Origin of the sequence: Burkholderia sp. Ac-20365 (assembly GCF_017104715.1) — a bacterium.
Taxonomy (GTDB): domain Bacteria; phylum Pseudomonadota; class Gammaproteobacteria; order Burkholderiales; family Burkholderiaceae; genus Paraburkholderia.
Map to the genome: position 1 here is coordinate 74528 of NZ_JAAGPI010000026.1, position 17108 is coordinate 91635.

Consider the following 17108-nt stretch of genomic DNA (forward strand, 5'->3'; position numbering starts at 1 on the left):
GTGCGTGGACAATGCGTTGAGTTTTCAAAAAAAGCGAAACGAAACAACGGAGTGTGTGCGCTGCGCGACTTGCGTGCAGCGCTTATCGGTTTGCCTTGCCTGCTTTCCGCGGTTTTCCTTCGACACGCTTTGCGGGCGATTCGCTGGAAGGACCGTGGGAAGCAGGTTCGCGGGTATTTTACTGATTTCGATGCGCGGGGCAATTTAGATGATGGGTGTAGGACGGTTGGCGGGGAAAGTGCCCTGCACCCGAGGGGCATACTACTTCTTCTTGCTCTCCAGCTCATCCCACCGTTCGATCGCCACGAGCAGCTCCTCGTCGATCGCCGCGTAGCGCTCGGTCAGCCGCGCGCCTTCCTGCGCGTCCTTGACGAAGATTGAACCTTCCTCGATCTGCGCGCCGATCGCCTTCTGCTCGGCTTCGAGCGCGGCGATCTGCCCGGGCAACGCTTCCAGTTCGCGCTGTTCCTTGAATGAAAGCTTCACCGTGCGCTGCGCGTTGCGGCCCGCTGCGCTTTCCTTCGGCGCGGCTTCTTTCGGCGCCTCTTTCGGTGCGTCCTGTTGCGTAATCTGCTCGGAACGATCGCGCTGGATCTGCCAGTCTGTAAATCCGCCGACATACTCGCGCCACTTCCCCGCGCCCTCCGACGCGATCACCGACGTCGCCACGTTATCCAGAAACGCGCGGTCGTGGCTCACCAGCAAGACCGTACCGTCGTAGTCGGTCAGCAGTTCTTCGAGCAGTTCGAGCGTCGGGATGTCGAGGTCGTTGGTCGGCTCGTCGAGCACCAGCACGTTGGCCGGGCGCGCGAACAGACGCGCGAGCAGCAGCCGGTTGCGTTCGCCGCCCGACAGCGATTTGACAGGCGAGCGCGCGCGCTCCGGCGCGAACAGGAAGTCGCCCAGATAACTCATCACGTGCTTTTTCTGGCCGTTGATCTCGACCCAGTCACTGCCTGGGCTGATGGTGTCGGCGAGACTCTTTTCCAGATCGAGCTGAGCCCGCATCTGGTCGAAGTAAGCAACCTGAAGGTTAGTACCGACGCGCACCTTGCCTTCATCCGGCTGCAGTTCGCCGAGAATCAGCTTGAGCAGCGTGGTCTTGCCTGCGCCGTTCGGACCGACAAAACCGATCTTGTCACCGCGCATGACCGTCGTCGAAAAACGGTCGACCACCGTGCGCTCGCCGTAGCGCTTGGTCACGTCCGTGAGTTCGGCGACGATCTTGCCCGACTTCTCGCCCTGCCCGACGTCGAGCTTCACGTTGCCCTGCACGTTGCGGCGTTCCGCGCGTTCGTTGCGCATTTGCACGAGCCGTGCAATCCGTCCGACGCTGCGCGTGCGCCGCGCCTCGACGCCCTTGCGGATCCACACTTCCTCTTGGGCGAGCAGCTTGTCGAATTTCTCGTTCTCGACGCGCTCCACTTCCAGTTGTTGCGCCTTGCGTGTCTGATAAGCAGAGAAATTGCCAGGATATGACAGCAGGCGCCCGCGATCCAGTTCAACGATGCGCGTCGCGACGCGGTCGAGAAACGCACGATCGTGGGTGATGAACAGCAGGCCGGCGCGCTGAGACACCAGCAACTCTTCCAGCCAGCGAATGCCGTCGAAATCCAGATGGTTGGTCGGCTCGTCCAGCAGCAGGACATCCGGCTGCACGACCAGCGCCCGTGCCAGCGCGACGCGCTTTTGCATGCCGCCCGACAACGAACCCACCCGCGCGTCGCCGTCCAGTCCGATCTGCGCGAGCGTCGTGGCGACGCGTGTGCGCCAGTTCCAGGCATCGGTTGCGTCGAGCGACGACTGCAGCGTGTTCATGCGCGCGAGCAACGCGTCGTGCTGCGCGCCTTCGGGCGTCTCCGCCAGTTCGTGCGCAACCGTGTTGTATTCGTCGAGCAGCGCGCTCGCGTGCGTGAGGCCCGCTGCGACCGTGTCGAATACCGACACGTCGCCGTCGAACTCGGGCTCCTGCGGCACGTACACGGTGACGAGGTCCTGCTGACGCGTAATCAGACCGTCGTCCGGTTTTGCAAGCTCGGCGACGATCTTCAGCAGCGAGGACTTGCCCGCGCCGTTGCGGCCGATCAACCCGACGCGCTCGCCGGCTTCAAGTGAGAAATCCGCGTGATCGAGCAGCGCGACGTGGCCGAACGCCAGTTGCGCGCCCGTAATGGTGTAAAGCGACATGGAAAGGAAGAAACCAGCGATGAGTCGGAAGCGCTCATTGTACCGGTCGGCAGCGCGCAGACTGACGGGATATGGCCCGGCAGGATGGCATAGGACGAATGACGCGCTGGTTCTGGTCCGCGATCGCGATCTTTCGGTCCGAAGTCCGAACGACGACGCGGCGGGCGAACGCCCTGGAGCGGGCGTCCGCTGTGTCAAAGGCGCGGCAGACTCGCCCGCATCACTTCACGTGAATCGTGATCGTCCTGCTCATGTCAGGTCCATACGAACGATGCGCGCCATCGCCGAAATCGAGCGTCAGCGTGTGATCGCCGGGCGGCAGCGTGATCTCCGTTTCCGTCTGGCCTTTGCCGAAGTGCAGCGACTTGTCGTTGGCGGGAATGACTTCGCCCTTCGGCAGCGGCTGTCCGTCGATGATCAGGTGATGATGTCCCGTGCCTTCCGTCATCGTGCCGGCGGGCACGATCTTCATGCCTTCGACGGCAAATTTCACGTGGATCGGGTTGCTGACGGTCGCGCCGTCCTTCGGTTCGACGAACGAGACGCCCGCGGCATGCGCCACGCCCGACATCACCAGCATGCCCGCGCACGCTGCGCCGGCCAACCATCTGTTATTCCGCATCTTTTTTCTCCTTGGCAAAAGCGGCTCGAGGGGCGCGACGCATGGCCACACCGCACAGAAAGGATACACGCTGGGAACGGCCCCGCCGGGCGTCGCATCGCCCTTATGCATGCCGCTTCGCGTTGATTTGAAACGGTAAAAAATCGCGATCCGTGGGCAGTTCGTCAAATTCCGGTAATATTGCGGGTCGCCGCCGTATGCACAATAAAGGGGCAGATTGGCGGATTTTGCATTGAATCAATGAAGAGCGTGTGTCGTGAGTGAAGTGATCGTCGAATACAAAAGCTGGGTCTGCCTGATTTGCGGCTGGATCTTTAACGAAGAAGAAGGTTTGCCCGAAGAAGGCATCGCGCCAGGTACGCGCTTCGCCGATATCCCGGACGACTGGCGCTGTCCGCTGTGCGACGTGGGCAAGGCAGAATTTGCTGTAGTGGAGTTCTGATAGACGGGTTCTGCTACAGAAACGTCTTATCTATGAAGCGGTCCGCGGGTCGATGCCTGCGGACCGCTTTTGTTTTTGGTGCGCGGGGGTGTGGCGGTCAGTCGCGTGTGGCGACGGCGATCAGTTCGCGGCTCGCCGGGTCGACGGGATGACCGGACCAGTCGCCGCACCATCGCGTCGTGCTGAAGCCGGCTTTGCGCAGTGCGTCGTCCAGTTCGGTTTGCGTGCGAAAGCGCAGTTCGCTGGTTGAGACGATTGCGTCGCCGTCGCTGTCGCGAAGAAAGCGATGATGGGTATCGAACTGCACGATGCCGTCCGTCGCTTCGATAAGTTGCTGCCAGATTTCGACCGGGCCGACGCGCGTGTCGTCGATCACGCGGCGCGACTGTTGTGGCGTCCACGCCCTCCATGGCGACAAGGCCGGATTGCGGCTCTCGAACGCGAGCCGGCCGCCCGGACGCAGCGCCGCGTACGCCGCGGCAAGCGTGGCGTCGAAGCTGGCATCGTCGAGAAAAACCTGCGCGACGTGGCCAGTCATCAGGGCGAGATCGGCATTCAGCGCGCCCAGCTGTGTGGCGTCGCCTTCGATCCACTCCACCCGTTCGCCACCCGGACGTTGACGCGCAATCTCAAGCATCGCTGACGAAGGATCGACGCCCGTCACCGCGTGGCCGCGCCGGGCCAGTTCGGCGGCCAGCAACCCGGTGCCGCAGCCGATATCGACGATACGCACCGATTTCGTGCGCTCAGCGAGATCGATATAGAAGCGCGTGTCGGCGGCGAAGGGATTGAGCGTGTCGTAGAGCGCGACAAGACCCGCGTCGGTGTAGTGGGTGTCGGGCGTGTGGACCATCGGCCGATATTAACGGCGCGGTGTGTGTGCCGCCAATGCGTTGAAAGCCGCTTTGGCAAACGGGCGATTTGCTATACTCTGCGCTCGTCGGCGGCCCCTCCCCGTAGTTCAATGGATAGAACGAGTGCCTCCTAAGCGCTAGATACAGGTTCGATTCCTGTCGGGGGGACCACATCGGCGACGGACGACGCCATAAAAAAACCCGCAACAGCTCACGCTTTGCGGGTTTTTTGTTTGCTACAGCCTCGTTGTTGGTAACCCAGCAACGCGGCAAAACCGTTCAACGATGCCGACGGCACACCACCTGAACCTTGGCCAGTTGCTGGTCGCGCTGATCGAAGAAACGGACGAGCGCAAACAGCGATGCAGCGGCAAACGGCCAGAGCACAAAGAAGGTGGCAAGCATGATCGACTCCAGAGCGATAACAGTTGTAACCAGTGTACCGCTACGCTCATCGCGGAAAACTATCGGAATCGCCAAAACACAGTTCCCATTTTTGTGCGTGAAGTGCGAGTCGACCGCCTGACGCAGCTTCAGAGCGGCTCCGCAGGCTACCGGAGTCCAATCGACCTCGCCCGCCCGTGACAAAATCACGCATTTTGCGCAACACCTGCCAGCACAACGAAGGACATCTCATGGACATTAACAAGCAACTCGCCGCCCTCACCACTTCCGAACTGCAAACGGCGGGCGCCAGCCAGGCGACGGCCATCGCCGTCAGCGTGCTGATGCGTCACCTGAATTCCCCCGAACTGTCGAAGCTGCTCAGCTCCGCGTTCGTCAATCATCAGGCCGTCATGCAGCAGACGCCGTGGCCGGACCAGATGCTGCAATCGTTCGAAGCGACGCGCCGCTTCCTCGAAGGCGCGGCCCAGCCGGTCAGCCCGAGCCCCGACCAGCCGGCCTGACGCAACACGCCGGCAACGCTCGCCGCGCACGCCACACGAGGCGAAAAAGCCACACTCACGGACACCCCGGCATGCGCGGCAAGCCCGCCCGGCGGGGCTCGTGCGCCGGCGCCGCAGACCAGTGTGCGCTCTCCCACCTAACGCGCCATTTGCCTGCGGACGGGTACGCGACATCCTCATATCATCTCGTCACTCCTCGGATACGTCAGGTTGACAGATGCCCTACCCGTACAACCTCGCAGTCGCCGCTGGCCTGATGATCATCGTGCTCACCTGCAGCCTGGCGCTCGCACTGACATGAGCTGACATGCCCACGGGCCGCCATTCGACGGCCATCCGCCCGCTGCCCGCGCCGACGGTCCGTCGGACCGCCAAAGCACGCGACTAAAAATATTTCCGAACCGACCCTAAAGTTTCCTAAACCCCTGCCGTAGAGCGGGGCATGGACCATTACCTCACTTCGTCGGCGGGATCGTTTAAATCGACTCTGATCGATCAGGACATCGCGCACATTGCCCGCGTCATGCGGCCTTCGATGCATGGCGACCTGGGTGGGGCCATCCTCCCGGCCGACTACTGGCGCAAACGGCTCTTCGAGCTGCTCGACGCCGACCACCTGACCAACGCCCAGCTTTGTGCCATCGACGACCTGCTGCTCCAGCTCGACGATCTGTGCACCATGGAACTGGCGCCGCTGCCCGTGACGACCTCGCGGCCCGCGGCGTCGCGCGACGGCAATCGCCATCGCGTTCGCCGCAAGCGCTGACGCTGGGCAAGCTGGCAGATGCCGCCGCCGCGGCAACGCTGCAACAGGTTGAACGCGCGCCACGCATTTAACATTCATTGACCCGCCGCGCGTCCTTCCACGATGCTGCTGCCAGCAGCGCGAACACCCGGCGACACAGCGACAGGATGATCTGGCGCGTCGCCGGGGCTGCCTCTCCCCTCCCTCCGCACACTCCCGCCGCCTTTCCGCAGGAAAATTTGTCTGCGCAACCGCCATCGCACGCAAATTAGGGACATTCATAGGTCATAATGTCCGCAAAAATACCCAGCAAGGACTCCTGTGACTCAGGCTTCACCGCTTGAACTGCTGAAGCAGGCGCGCACCCGCTTCACACAAAAAGAAATCGCCGCGCATGTCGGCAAGGACATCAAGACGGTGCGCCGCTGGGAAAAAGGCGAAACGCCTTGCCCGGCGATGCTCGAGCCGGCGCTGCAAGCGCTGCTCTATCGGGCGAACGCGCGCCGCGCCGACAAACATGCGAACAACGGCACGCGCTTCATCGATCTGTTCGCGGGCATCGGCGGGATTCGCATGGGGTTTGAATCGCACGGCGGCGAGTGCGTGTTCACGAGCGAGTGGAACGCCTTCTCGCAGAAGACGTATCAGGAGAATTTCCGTGACGGCGCCGCGCAGCACACGCTGATCGGCGACATCGTCACGTATCCCGCTGAGGACGTGCCCGAGCACGACATCCTGCTCGGCGGCTTTCCCTGCCAGCCGTTCTCGATCGCAGGCGTCAGCAAGAAGAACGCGCTCGGCCGGCCACACGGCTTCGAATGCGCGACACAGGGCACGCTTTTCTTCGATGTCGCGCGCATCATCGCCACGCGCCGTCCCGCCGCGTTCCTGCTCGAAAACGTGAAAAACCTGCTGTCGCACGACAAGGGCCGCACCTTCGACGTGATCCTGCAGACGCTGCGCGACGAACTCGGCTACGAAGTGCATTACCGTGTGATCGACGGCGCGCATTTCACGCCGCAGCATCGCGAGCGGATCATCATCGTCGGCTTTCGCGGCAAGACGTCGTTCTCCTGGGACGATCTGCGCCTGCCCGAAGAAGGCCCGCGCCTCGCGTCGATCCTGCATCGCACCGATGGCAGTGAGCCCGTATTGCCGTGGGACGCCGACCGTTTCTTCGATCACACCGCGCGCCGCGTGCAACCGAAATACACGCTCACGCCCAAGCTCTGGACTTATCTGCAGAACTACGCGGAGAAACATCGCGCGGCAGGCAACGGCTTCGGCTATGGAATGGCCTATCCGCAAAGCGTGACGCGCACGCTGTCGGCGCGCTATCACAAGGACGGCTCGGAAATTCTCGTCTATCAGGGCGAGAAGCAGCGCCCGCGCCGCCTGACACCACGCGAATGCGCGCGCCTGATGGGCTTTCCTGACACCTACCGGATTCCCGTCAGCGATACGCAGGCGTATCGCCAGTTCGGCAACAGCGTCGTCGTCCCGGTGATGCGCGAAGTCGCGCGCATCATGCTGCCGCATGTGCAGGCGCTCACGCGCGCATCGCACGAGGAAAGCGCGGCGGAGCTCGCGCACTGATGGTGGCGCTGTAATGGTCGATATCGTCGATGCGGCCACGCGCAGCCGGATGATGTCCGGCATTCGCGGCCGCAACACGAAACCCGAAATCCTGATCCGCAGTCTGCTGCATCGCCGCGGCTTCCGCTTCCGGCTCGACGCGCGCGATCTGGCCGGCCGTCCCGACATCGTCTTGCCGCGTTACCACGCCGTGATCTTCGTGCACGGCTGCTTCTGGCACGGCCACGACTGTCATCTCTTCAAATGGCCGCAGACACGCCCCGAGTTCTGGCGCGACAAGATCGGCCGCAACCGCGCAAACGACGCGAAGGCGCAAGCCGCGCTGCTCGACGCCGGCTGGCGCGTGGCGACGGTATGGGAATGCGCCTTGCGCGGAGCGAACCGGGACATCGACGGCGTGTTGCAACGGCTGATCGACTGGCTGCACGGCGACTCTCCACTGCACGAAGAGCGTGCCTGACGTTACCGCTTCAGTTGCCTCTTCGGGCAGCGTCTCACCGATACCTGCACGCCAGCTACTGCAAGATGCCGGTGCTACACTCGATTGGCTCACTGGGAATCTCCGTTCCTGTCTCTGAAGCGGGTTCCCAGCGGCTCCTGCCCATCCTGGAACCATCCACCGAAGGAGGCACATGATGGCTGATTTCCGAATCTGGTCGGACGACTTCCCTGCCAACGGCTTCATGCCCAAAGCACAGGAGATGAACGACAAATCGTTCGGCGTCTCGGGCGAAGGCGAGAACCTGTCGCCCGCGCTGCAATGGGACGCGCCGCCCGCCGACACGCAAAGTCTCGCGCTCACCGTCTACGATCCCGACGCGCCCACGGGCAGCGGCTTCTGGCATTGGGTCGTCGTCAACCTTCCCGCCGACACCCGCTCGTTGCCGCGCAACGCAGGCAAGGCCGATGGCAGCCTGCTGCCGCCGGGCGCGCTGCAGTTCCGCAACGACTATGGCACGGTGGGTTTCGGCGGCGCGGCGCCCACGCGTGGCGACAAGCCGCATCGCTTCATCTTCCGCATTCACGCGCTGAAGGTGGCGAACCTGCCGCTCACGGCCGATTCGACCAATGCCGTCGCGCGCTACATGACGCATCTGAATGAAGTCGATTCGGCCACGTACACGGGCCTGTACGAACTGAAGTAACGCGGAAGACCGGATCTGCACGGCCCGGCATGGCCGACGCGCGATGTGCGCTGCATGCCGGGACGGTCGCGCGTTAACTGCCTCGCCGCTCACCACAACAACACAATGCAAGCCACTTCGTCGACCGACCACCGCGATCCCTCGGGCACTGCCCGCAACGCCGCTCCCTCTCCCGCCAGCACGCCGGAACCCGAACTCGGCCTTCCCATTCCTCAGCGCTACTGGGCGATTCTCGTCCTCGCGCTGGGCGTCACGCTCGCCGTGCTCGACAGCGCGATCGCCAACGTCGCGCTGCCGACCATCGCTCGCAATCTGAACTCGAGCGCGGCGAACTCGATCTGGATCGTCAACGCGTATCAGCTGTCGGTGACGATCTCGCTGCTGCCGCTGTCGTCGCTCGGCGATCGCATCGGTTACCGGCGTGTCTATCTTGGTGGGCTGATCCTGTTCACGGTCGCGTCGCTCGGTTGCGCGCTCGCCACGTCGCTGCCGACGCTCGCGCTCGCCCGCGTCATTCAGGGCTTCGGCGCGGCAGGGATCATGAGCGTGAACACCGCGCTCGTGCGCATGATCTATCCGCCCGCGAGCCTCGGGCGCGGCGTCGCGATCAACGCGATGGTGGTCGCGATTTCGTCCGCGGTCGGGCCGACGGTTGCATCGGCCGTGCTGGCAGTCGCGTCGTGGCCGTGGCTCTTCGCGATCAACGTGCCGATCGGTGTCGCGGCTATCGCAGTCGGCCTGCGGGCGCTGCCGCGCAACGTCGGTCATCCGTCGCCGTATGACTACACGAGCGCGGTGATGAACGCGTTCGTATTCGGCCTCGTGATCTTCGCCGTCGACGGCTTCGGGCACGGCGAGCGCTACGGCTATGTCGCCATCGAACTGATCGCCGCCATCGTGATTGGCTATTTCTTTGTGCGACGGCAGCTGACGCAAGCCGCGCCTCTGCTGCCCGTCGATCTGCTGCGTATTCCCATCTTCGCGCTGTCGGTGGGCACTTCCGTGTGCTCGTTCTGCGCGCAGATGCTCGCGTTCGTGTCGCTGCCGTTCCTGCTGCAAATCAATCTCGGGCTGTCCCAGGTCGAAACCGGGCTGCTGATGACGCCGTGGCCGCTCGTGATCGTCGGCGCGGCGCCGCTGTCGGGCGTGCTGTCGGACAAGATTTCGGCGGGCTGGCTCGGCGGCCTTGGGCTCGCGACGCTGGCGCTCGGTCTGCTGCTGCTCGCGACGCTCGGCGCGCATCCCACGGCGTTCGATATCGTGTGGCGCATGGCGCTGTGCGGCGCGGGTTTCGGCATCTTCCAGTCGCCGAACAACCGGACGATGCTGTCGGCCGCGCCGCGCCATCGCAGCGGCGGCGCGAGCGGCATGCTCGGCACGGCGCGTCTGACGGGACAAACGCTCGGCTCGGCGCTGGTCGCGCTGATTTTCGGTATCGCGCCGCAGCATGGCCCCGTGATCACGCTGTACGTCGCGGCCTGCTTCGCAGGCGTGGGCGCGCTCGTCAGTACGATGCGCGTGCGGCATCACGCGGCAACGACTGCGTAGTACCCACATTCGACGCACACTCTCTCCGCTGCGCCGCTTTCCGCCTATCCTTAAAGACGAAACCTGCGACTGCCGATGTCCGCCGAGACCTCCTGCGCAGGTTTCGCTCTGGCCTATGAACCGCTGGCTTTTAAACGATAGGGGGCGCCATGTCACTCATCGTCGCTGGACGTTTCACCACCTTCCCGGCCGCTGAAGACGCCGCGCAGACGCTCTTCGATCACGGCTTTCCCGGCGAAGACGTCACGCTGTTCTTCGTCAATCCGCGCGGCCAGCACGCGCGCCATCCGCTCGACGAACACGCAGCCACTGCACCGTCGATCTCGCCCGCTCCATCGCCGACGCTCAATCGCCATCAGCACCCGATGACGATCGGCGCCGTCGCGGGCGCCGTGATCGGCGTCGCGGTGTTCATGGCGTTCTCGGCGTCGGTACCCGTCGTCGTGATCGCTGCGGGCGTCGGCGCGTATCTCGGCTCGCTGGTCGGCAAGATGGCGAGTTCTCGCAGCGGACCGCGCGAGCATCACGATGTCGTGCATCACGAGATGCGCAATTCGGGCGTGCTCGTCGCCGTGCATGTGAGCCCGGAAAATCAGACGGAAGCGGCACAACTGCTGCGCGACGCGGGCGGCTCCGATATCGAGCGCGCGACGGGTCACTGGCAGCGCGGCAGATGGGCGGACTTCGATCCGCGTCAAACGCCCGTGCCGTTTGCCGAGATGAGCCAGCAGCAGGCCTGAAGCTTCTGATCGGGCCTCGCTGGAAACGAAAACGGCAGCCTGCAAAGGCTGCCGTCTGTAGTACCGTGCGCCCGCGACTCAGCGCTCACGCGGTTCATTTCAAACCGTCACGTCCGCGCGCTTGACCGCCTTCTCCGTCACCGACGAAGCCGTCGCGACATGCCGCAAATCCGCGAGGAACGTATCGCGCCACACGGAGAGATTGTTCTCGCGCAGCGGCGCCATCATGTCAGCGTGACGCGCCTGACGCTCGGCGAGCGGCATCGACAGCGCGCGCTCCAGCGCCTCTGCCATCTGCGACAGATCGAACGGATTGACGACCAGCGCGCCCGGCAACTGCTCGGCGGCGCCCGCGAACTGCGACAGCACGAGCACGCCAGGATCGGCGGGGTCCTGCGACGCAACGTACTCCTTCGCGACGAGGTTCATCCCGTCACGCAGCGGCGTCACGTAGCCGACCTGCGACTGACGGAATAGCGCCATCAGCAGATTGCGTTCGTACTTGCGGTTCAGGTACTGGATCGGCGTCCAGTCGAGCTGGGCGAAGCGGCCGTTGATCCGTCCCGCCTCGCCTTCGAGGGTCTGCCGGATGCGCTGATACGTCTGCACGTCGGCGCGCGTCGGCGGCGCGATCTGCACGAGCGACACGCGGCCGTGCCAGCCCGGCGCGTTCAGCAGCAGACGCTCGAACGCCTGGAAGCGCTCCACCAGCCCCTTCGAATAATCGAGCCGGTCGACGCTCATGATCAGCTTGCGGCCGCGCATCGCATCGCGCAGGCTGCGCACCTGCTTGCGGTCGCTGAACTGATCGGCGGCCTTGGCAATCGCGTCGGGATAGATACCGATCGGGTACGCCGCCACCTTCAGGAAGCGTCCGTACGCGTGAATCATGTTCTCGTCGCTCGACGTGCCGTGATTGCCGCGCTCGATGTAATCGACAAACGACTGCCGGTCCGCGTCCGTCTGAAAACCGACCACGTCGTAGCTGCACATGCACTTCACGAGCTCTTCATGCGGCGGCACCGTGCGCATCACTTCCGGCACAGGAAACGGAATGTGCAGGAAAAAGCCGATCGGGTTCTTCACGCCCAGATCGCGCAGGCAGCGCGCGAACGGCAGCAGGTGGTAGTCGTGAACCCAGATGATGTCATCGGGCTTGAGCAACTCCTTAAGCTGCTTCGCGAGTGTCACGTTCACCCGCAGATACCCGGCATATTCCTGCCGGTCGTAGCGCGACAGATCGTTGCGATAGTGGAAGGTCGGCCACAGCGTCGCATTCGAAAAGCCGCGGTAGTATTGGTCGTAGTCGCGCTTGGTCAGGCCCACGGTGGCGTAGGTCACGTTGCCCTGTTTCTCGATGACGGGTGCCGTCTGCTCGGTGACGATCTCGCCACTCCAGCCAAACCACACACCTCCCGTTTCCTTCAGGGCGTCCAGTACGCCGATTGCGAGACCGCCCGCTGCGGGGCGTCCTTCCTGAGTCGGCGCGACGCGGTTTGAAACGACGATCAATCTGCTCATTGCGGCTCCACCTCATTCAGTTGACTGTACATGCGGTGATACTCCGACTGACGGCACGCAAGTCCTATGCCGCAAACCGCAAAAACACGGAATAAAAATGTATGCAAATTTGACTGGCGAGCAAAAACCCGCTGTGCACGGGCATGCGCGCAGCAGATTTTTCGCTCGATGATCCACAGGGAAAACGGCTTCAGGCGTCCTGTTCGGAGCCGAGGTCGCGCTGGTACTCCAGCCCTTCCTGACGTGTCCCGCCCTGGTTGTGATCCCCGTCCGGCGGGGCGCCGGGTGCGGCGCGGTTCTGCTGGGCCGGGTCCGGTCCGATGGGTGGATTGCCCGTGCCGCCGGCTGGGCGCTGGTCGCGCTTCGAATGGCGCGCGGAGCGCCGCAATGCGGGATGTCTCATGATGGACGCCTCCAGGGGAAGGCCAGTGCCCGGACAGGGTTTGCCCGGGGCGCATCACATTAGTCTAGGCCGGTGAACGTAATTTGCCGGTAAAAAGTTCGGCGGTTTTGTAACGGGTACCGGTTGCAGGCGCGTGATTTGCGGACACGCGCCCGTCGCTCATGACGGAGTTCGCGTCAGAACTCCGGCAGCAGCGTCATGCGCGCATTCGTATGAGGTGTCTGCGCTGGCTGCGGCGGCGGATCGCCGATAGCGGGCGTGTCGGGATCGACAGGTTCGCGCGTGGGATCGGGCACCGTATCGGGCTGATTCGGCTCGGGCGGCGCGTCGGGCGGTGTGGGTGTAACGGGTTCGGGGCGATGTGCGTAGATGTCGCGGACAGCGTCATGATCCGGCATGTTGGGCTCCCTGTTTTCGTTCGACGCCGACAGCGCTTCGCGCGCCGTCAGCCAATGAACAGAAACCAGCAAGGGATGTGCCGCCATGACACCGTCCGCGCAGGCGGACGGGACATCATCGTCTATACAAAAGCAGCTTCAGGCGTCGGCCTTGCCGAGCGCCTGCGGTTCGTCGCTGACGTCGTCACCGTCGCCGCGGCCCGTGTCGTTGCCGTACTCGACCAGCCGGTTGTAGAGCGTCTTCAGGCTGATGCCGAGAATCTCGGCGGCGCGCGTTTTCACGCCGCCGCACTGCTCGAGCGTCGCCAGAATCAACTGTCGGTCCGCTTCGGCGAGCGACGTGCCGAACGGAATCGTGATCGCCGTACCCGCCGCCGGCTTCGACAGCGAAATCTGCAGCGGCACGGTCGCCGTGCTGTCCGAATCCGTGCCCGACATGATGTGCGCGCGCTGCACGTAGTTCTTCAGTTCGCGCACATTGCCCGGCCATGGATACGACAGGAGCATTTCTTTCACGGCAGCCGGGAAGTGCTTCTTGGTGCCGTGCTGATCGTTGAGTTCATCGAGGAACGACTGCGCGAGCAGTTCGACGTCCTTGCCGCGCTCGCGCAGCGGCGGCAGGCTGATCGGAAACACATTCAACCTGTGATACAGGTCCAGACGCAGCTTGCCTTCCAGCACTGCCTGCTCGGGATCGCGGTTGGTTGCGGCGATCAGGCGCACGTCGGTTTCGATTTCCTTGGTCGTGCCGACGCGCATGAACATGCCCGTCTCCAGCACGCGCAGCAGCTTCACCTGCAGCTCGATCGGCATTTCGGTGATTTCGTCGAGGAACAGCGTGCCGCCGTTCGCGCGCTCGAAATACCCCTTGTGCTGACGATCCGCGCCCGTGAACGCGCCGCGCTCATGGCCGAACATCTCGGATTCGATCAGGTTCGGCGAGATCGCGCCGCAGTTGACGGCCAGAAACGCGTGCTTGCGACGCAAGCTCAACTGATGCAGCGTCTGCGCGGCGACTTCCTTGCCGGTGCCCGATTCGCCCACCAGCATCACGGAAGCAGCCGTCGGTGCGACGCGGCTGATCTGGTCGTACACCTGCTGCATACAGGACGAATTGCCGAGCATCAGCCCGAAGCGGCCCATGCGCCGCAGTTCGCCGCGCAGTGTGCCGATTTCCGCCTTCAGGTCGCCTGCGCGCGGCAGGCGGGCGAGAATCGCCTTCACGCGCTGCATGTTGATCGGCTTCACGAGGTAATCGGCGGCACCCATCTTGAGCGCGCTCACGGCCGATTCGACGGTCGCATGCCCCGTGATCACGACGAACTCGACGCCCGAACGCGGATCGAGATCCTCGAACAGGTCGACGCCCGTGCCATCGGGCAGCTTGAGATCGGTGAAGACGACATCGGGCATCTGTCGCACGAGCTGGATGCGCGCTTCGCGCAGGTCGCCCGCTGTGGCGGTTGTCAGCCCGTCTTCCGCGATGATGGCCGCCAGTGCCTCGCGGGTACTCGGATCGTCATCGACAATCAATACATGTGGCATCGCGTATGGAAAGCTCGTCAGTGCTGGTCATGGATACGCGCAGCCTGCGCTTCGCCGGAAAGTTGCGAACGAAGAAAGCGCCCGCGCGCCGCGATCTCAAGCATACGCTTGCACCGCGGCATCGGACGCTTCAACCGGAAAAACTTCCCGAATCAACGCATCTACGCAACAATTGCCGTAAATTTTGCTATTAAATGCACGTATTGTTGTGCTTTTTGGTCATTATACGGCCTTGCGTCGAAAAAACATCAAGCCGCATATGCGGCAGCGCACGTTCGCCGCAACGTGCATTCGCCGCAACCGGCCTAGCTGCGCGGAAATGGCCACGGTTCGCTATGGTCCGCGCCGTTGCCGTTGTGCAGATGGGCCGCGGGCGCCAGTTGCGCGCCTGGCGCGCCCTGCGCGGGTTGCACGGGCTCAGTGACCGTGCCGCCCTCGCCTTCCCAACGCGTCAGATCGCGCGCGAGCGGCTGCTGCGCGGCGCGCTGCTTCTGCACCCAACGCCATGCCAGTACGCTGCCCACGGCGAACAGCGCGCCGAATACGCCGATTCTGGGTCGTGCCATCTTGAACTCCTTGCAGGTCGTGAATGGGGACTGAGATGCAAGCGGCGTGAACGCGTGGCGTTCGATGCCGCTCAACGTGCGGCAAGCATGCCCAGCACGAAGCCGACGCCGGCCGCGATGCCCAGCGACTGCCACGGGTTCTGCCGCACGTAGCGCTCCGTCTGCACCGTCGCGCTGCGGTAGCGGCGCTGGGCCGACGTCTGCGCGTCGGTGAGCGCATGCTGAACGGAATCGACATGCGTGCGCAGCCGCTCGCGCAGCGCGTCGAGCCCCTCGCCCGGCACCGCAGCCGCGAGCCGCAGCATTTCTTCCGAATCGGTCAACAGCACGTTGAGATCCTGGACAATTTTCCGTCGACCCAATGCGAGCTGTTCAGTGGTTTCTGTCATTGCTATCTCCTGTTTCGGCGTGGGGACCGGAGTCGTCTAAACGCGTCCGGTGTCGTGCGCCCTCCCTCGTAGGCTTGCAACGGTCGTTCCCGGCATCGTCGTGCGATCCATCTGCATCGGTCGAGTTCCGCAAGCGCATCGCAAGGTGACAAGCGACGCACCATGCGGACAAAGTTGCCGATGAGCGAACGCGCATGCGCAACTTTTGCCGGCATCGCGTGTCGATCGTACGCCAACGTTTGCGAACTGCCAGCGAACGGCAAACTAGCACGCGTCTTGCCGGATATGCCGCGCGAGTGGTTAAATTGCCTTTTGTGAGATAGTGGACCACTCTTACAAGGCAATCCACGCACTCGATACTGGCCTGCGCCATTCACGACACTTACCCGAAATTGCACAGGACACCCTTGGCTATGTCGTCAACCGATCTGGACTCGCCCGCCACGGAAGCCGATGGCGGCCGATCGTCCCAGGCGAAGCAACGCGCGGCGGAAAACGTCCCGGGACTGAAGTCTTACGGCACGTTGTTCGGTTCATCACCCGTCATGCTGGATCTCTACGATCAGATTGACCGCGTCGCGGCGACGGACGCGACCGCGCTCATCATCGGCGAATCGGGCACGGGCAAGGAGCTGATCGCCCGCACGATTCACGAGCACAGTGCGCGCAAGGGCGGCGCGTTCGTGGCGGTCAACTGCGGCGCGATTCCCGACGAACTGATCGAAGCCGAACTGTTCGGCCATGAAAAAGGCAGCTTCACCGGCGCGGTCCAGGGCCGCATCGGCTACTTCGAGCACGCGAACGGCGGCACGCTCTTTCTCGACGAAGTCACCGAAATGGCGCCCGTGCGCCAGGTGAAACTGCTGCGCGCGCTCGAAACCGGCACGTTCTATCGCGTCGGCGGTACCGAACTGATTCGCGGCGACGTCCGCGTGATCGCCGCGACCAATCGCGACCCGGCTGTCGCCGTGAAGGAAAACGGCCTGCGCGAAGACCTGATGTACCGGCTCGCCGTGTTTCCGCTGCGCGCGCCGCCGCTGCGCGAGCGCGAAGGCGACCGCGAACTGCTCGCGCTGCATTTCCTCGACGAACTCAACCGTCAGGAAAGCACGAACAAGGTGTTTAGCAAGCGGTCGATGGAAACGCTGCGCACGTGGTCGTGGCCCGGCAATGTGCGCGAGTTGAAGAACGCCGTGTATCGCGCGTTCATTCTGGCCGAGAAAGCGGTGGAACTGCCGCATCCGCATCTGATGTCGCGCGTGAAGAAACCCGTCACGGTCGGCGATTCGATGAGCGTGTGGATCGGCACGCCGCTCGCGGACGCGCAGAAGCAGATCATCCTCGGCACGCTCAAATACTGCGGCGGCGACAAGCGGCGCGCAGCGAAAGCGCTCGGCGTGAGCCTGAAGACGCTGTACAACCGGCTCAGCACCTACGGCGACGAAGAGTCGAATCCCGACGACAACTGACGCCCATCGACACGCGCCGCACATCGCGCG

The 17108-nt window shown here is 63.7% G+C and carries 19 protein-coding genes and 1 tRNA gene; 10 read left to right on the forward strand and 10 right to left on the reverse strand.

What is annotated here, in order from left to right:
* Window positions 1–261: 261 nt before the first annotated feature.
* The gene (locus tag G3O01_RS31630) at window positions 262–2187 is read right to left on the reverse strand and encodes an ATP-binding cassette domain-containing protein (RefSeq protein ID WP_205810920.1); all 1926 of its coding nucleotides are present in this window, start codon (window positions 2185–2187) and stop codon (window positions 262–264) included.
* Window positions 2188–2407: 220 nt separating this feature from the next.
* Window positions 2408–2809, reverse strand: a complete 402-nt coding sequence (locus G3O01_RS31635) for a DUF4399 domain-containing protein (RefSeq protein ID WP_205810921.1) — start codon at window positions 2807–2809, stop codon at window positions 2408–2410.
* 256 nt (window positions 2810–3065) lie between these two features.
* Here G3O01_RS31635 and G3O01_RS31640 point away from each other — a divergent pair, with 256 nt between their 5' ends.
* Window positions 3066–3251, forward strand: coding sequence for a rubredoxin (locus tag G3O01_RS31640; protein WP_205810922.1), 186 nt, complete (start codon window positions 3066–3068; stop codon window positions 3249–3251).
* A gap of 97 nt (window positions 3252–3348) precedes the next feature.
* Here G3O01_RS31640 and G3O01_RS31645 read toward each other — a convergent pair whose 3' ends face one another.
* Window positions 3349–4104, reverse strand: coding sequence for a class I SAM-dependent methyltransferase (locus G3O01_RS31645; RefSeq protein ID WP_205810923.1), 756 nt, complete (start codon window positions 4102–4104; stop codon window positions 3349–3351).
* Between the two features lie 97 nt (window positions 4105–4201).
* Here G3O01_RS31645 and G3O01_RS31650 point away from each other — a divergent pair.
* A tRNA-Arg gene (locus G3O01_RS31650) sits at window positions 4202–4276 on the forward strand.
* 108 nt (window positions 4277–4384) lie between these two features.
* On the opposite strand, the gene G3O01_RS45615 is transcribed toward G3O01_RS31650, so the two are convergent.
* Window positions 4385–4510 carry a hypothetical protein gene (locus G3O01_RS45615; protein ID WP_277403065.1) on the reverse strand — a complete coding sequence of 42 codons (126 nt, stop codon included), beginning with the start codon at window positions 4508–4510 and terminating at the stop codon, window positions 4385–4387.
* 230 nt (window positions 4511–4740) lie between these two features.
* Between G3O01_RS45615 and G3O01_RS31655 the strand changes: the two genes are divergently transcribed.
* From G3O01_RS31655 to G3O01_RS31685, 7 genes are all read left to right on the forward strand, one after another.
* Complete coding sequence (locus G3O01_RS31655; protein ID WP_205810924.1) at window positions 4741–5013, forward strand: hypothetical protein; 273 nt, start codon at window positions 4741–4743, stop codon at window positions 5011–5013.
* 442 nt (window positions 5014–5455) lie between these two features.
* Window positions 5456–5779 carry a hypothetical protein gene (locus G3O01_RS31660; RefSeq protein WP_205810925.1) on the forward strand — a complete coding sequence of 108 codons (324 nt, stop codon included), beginning with the start codon at window positions 5456–5458 and terminating at the stop codon, window positions 5777–5779.
* A 300-nt stretch (window positions 5780–6079) separates the two neighbouring features.
* Entirely contained in the window at window positions 6080–7354 is a 1275-nt protein-coding gene (gene dcm, locus G3O01_RS31665) for a DNA (cytosine-5-)-methyltransferase (protein WP_205810926.1), read from the forward strand.
* Between the two features lie 13 nt (window positions 7355–7367).
* Complete coding sequence (locus G3O01_RS31670; RefSeq protein ID WP_205810927.1) at window positions 7368–7814, forward strand: very short patch repair endonuclease; 447 nt, start codon at window positions 7368–7370, stop codon at window positions 7812–7814.
* Between the two features lie 175 nt (window positions 7815–7989).
* Window positions 7990–8499, forward strand: a complete 510-nt coding sequence (locus G3O01_RS31675; protein ID WP_205810972.1) for a YbhB/YbcL family Raf kinase inhibitor-like protein — start codon at window positions 7990–7992, stop codon at window positions 8497–8499.
* Window positions 8500–8604: 105 nt separating this feature from the next.
* Window positions 8605–10047 carry an MFS transporter gene (locus tag G3O01_RS31680; protein WP_205810928.1) on the forward strand — a complete coding sequence of 481 codons (1443 nt, stop codon included), beginning with the start codon at window positions 8605–8607 and terminating at the stop codon, window positions 10045–10047.
* A 149-nt stretch (window positions 10048–10196) separates the two neighbouring features.
* A complete protein-coding gene (locus tag G3O01_RS31685) occupies window positions 10197–10787 on the forward strand; it encodes a hypothetical protein (RefSeq protein WP_205810929.1) in 591 nt (196 codons plus the stop codon).
* A gap of 99 nt (window positions 10788–10886) precedes the next feature.
* Here the strand turns inward: G3O01_RS31685 and otsA are convergent, their stop codons facing one another.
* The 6 genes from otsA to G3O01_RS31715 form a co-directional block, all read right to left on the reverse strand.
* Window positions 10887–12308 (reverse strand): alpha,alpha-trehalose-phosphate synthase (UDP-forming), encoded by a 1422-nt coding sequence (gene otsA, locus G3O01_RS31690; protein ID WP_205810930.1) that lies wholly within the window; start codon window positions 12306–12308, stop codon window positions 10887–10889.
* Between the two features lie 190 nt (window positions 12309–12498).
* A complete protein-coding gene (locus tag G3O01_RS31695; RefSeq protein WP_109478469.1) occupies window positions 12499–12711 on the reverse strand; it encodes a hypothetical protein in 213 nt (70 codons plus the stop codon).
* 176 nt (window positions 12712–12887) lie between these two features.
* Complete coding sequence (locus G3O01_RS31700; RefSeq protein ID WP_205810973.1) at window positions 12888–13109, reverse strand: hypothetical protein; 222 nt, start codon at window positions 13107–13109, stop codon at window positions 12888–12890.
* A 138-nt stretch (window positions 13110–13247) separates the two neighbouring features.
* Complete coding sequence (locus G3O01_RS31705; RefSeq protein WP_205810931.1) at window positions 13248–14654, reverse strand: sigma-54 dependent transcriptional regulator; 1407 nt, start codon at window positions 14652–14654, stop codon at window positions 13248–13250.
* A 305-nt stretch (window positions 14655–14959) separates the two neighbouring features.
* The gene (locus tag G3O01_RS31710) at window positions 14960–15220 is read right to left on the reverse strand and encodes a hypothetical protein (protein WP_205810932.1); all 261 of its coding nucleotides are present in this window, start codon (window positions 15218–15220) and stop codon (window positions 14960–14962) included.
* Between the two features lie 71 nt (window positions 15221–15291).
* Window positions 15292–15609 carry a DUF883 family protein gene (locus G3O01_RS31715; RefSeq protein WP_205810933.1) on the reverse strand — a complete coding sequence of 106 codons (318 nt, stop codon included), beginning with the start codon at window positions 15607–15609 and terminating at the stop codon, window positions 15292–15294.
* A 413-nt stretch (window positions 15610–16022) separates the two neighbouring features.
* Here G3O01_RS31715 and G3O01_RS31720 point away from each other — a divergent pair, with 413 nt between their 5' ends.
* Entirely contained in the window at window positions 16023–17078 is a 1056-nt protein-coding gene (locus G3O01_RS31720; protein ID WP_205810934.1) for a sigma-54 dependent transcriptional regulator, read from the forward strand.
* Window positions 17079–17108 lie beyond the last annotated feature (30 nt).

What these genes read in the sequence shown, in the direction of transcription:
- G3O01_RS31630 (WP_205810920.1), bottom strand. Translation starts at nt 2,187, where the DNA reads ATGTCGCTTTACACCATTACGGGCGCGCAACTGGCGTTCGGCCACGTC.
- G3O01_RS31635 (WP_205810921.1), bottom strand. Translation starts at nt 2,809, where the DNA reads ATGCGGAATAACAGATGGTTGGCCGGCGCAGCGTGCGCGGGCATGCTG.
- G3O01_RS31645 (WP_205810923.1), bottom strand. Translation starts at nt 4,104, where the DNA reads ATGGTCCACACGCCCGACACCCACTACACCGACGCGGGTCTTGTCGCG.
- G3O01_RS45615 (WP_277403065.1), bottom strand. Translation starts at nt 4,510, where the DNA reads ATGCTTGCCACCTTCTTTGTGCTCTGGCCGTTTGCCGCTGCATCGCTG.
- G3O01_RS31655 (WP_205810924.1), top strand. Translation starts at nt 4,741, where the DNA reads ATGGACATTAACAAGCAACTCGCCGCCCTCACCACTTCCGAACTGCAA.
- G3O01_RS31660 (WP_205810925.1), top strand. Translation starts at nt 5,456, where the DNA reads ATGGACCATTACCTCACTTCGTCGGCGGGATCGTTTAAATCGACTCTG.
- G3O01_RS31670 (WP_205810927.1), top strand. Translation starts at nt 7,368, where the DNA reads ATGGTCGATATCGTCGATGCGGCCACGCGCAGCCGGATGATGTCCGGC.
- G3O01_RS31675 (WP_205810972.1), top strand. Translation starts at nt 7,990, where the DNA reads ATGGCTGATTTCCGAATCTGGTCGGACGACTTCCCTGCCAACGGCTTC.
- G3O01_RS31680 (WP_205810928.1), top strand. Translation starts at nt 8,605, where the DNA reads ATGCAAGCCACTTCGTCGACCGACCACCGCGATCCCTCGGGCACTGCC.
- G3O01_RS31685 (WP_205810929.1), top strand. Translation starts at nt 10,197, where the DNA reads ATGTCACTCATCGTCGCTGGACGTTTCACCACCTTCCCGGCCGCTGAA.
- otsA (WP_205810930.1), bottom strand. Translation starts at nt 12,308, where the DNA reads ATGAGCAGATTGATCGTCGTTTCAAACCGCGTCGCGCCGACTCAGGAA.
- G3O01_RS31695 (WP_109478469.1), bottom strand. Translation starts at nt 12,711, where the DNA reads ATGAGACATCCCGCATTGCGGCGCTCCGCGCGCCATTCGAAGCGCGAC.
- G3O01_RS31700 (WP_205810973.1), bottom strand. Translation starts at nt 13,109, where the DNA reads ATGCCGGATCATGACGCTGTCCGCGACATCTACGCACATCGCCCCGAA.
- G3O01_RS31705 (WP_205810931.1), bottom strand. Translation starts at nt 14,654, where the DNA reads ATGCCACATGTATTGATTGTCGATGACGATCCGAGTACCCGCGAGGCA.
- G3O01_RS31710 (WP_205810932.1), bottom strand. Translation starts at nt 15,220, where the DNA reads ATGGCACGACCCAGAATCGGCGTATTCGGCGCGCTGTTCGCCGTGGGC.
- G3O01_RS31715 (WP_205810933.1), bottom strand. Translation starts at nt 15,609, where the DNA reads ATGACAGAAACCACTGAACAGCTCGCATTGGGTCGACGGAAAATTGTC.
- G3O01_RS31720 (WP_205810934.1), top strand. Translation starts at nt 16,023, where the DNA reads ATGTCGTCAACCGATCTGGACTCGCCCGCCACGGAAGCCGATGGCGGC.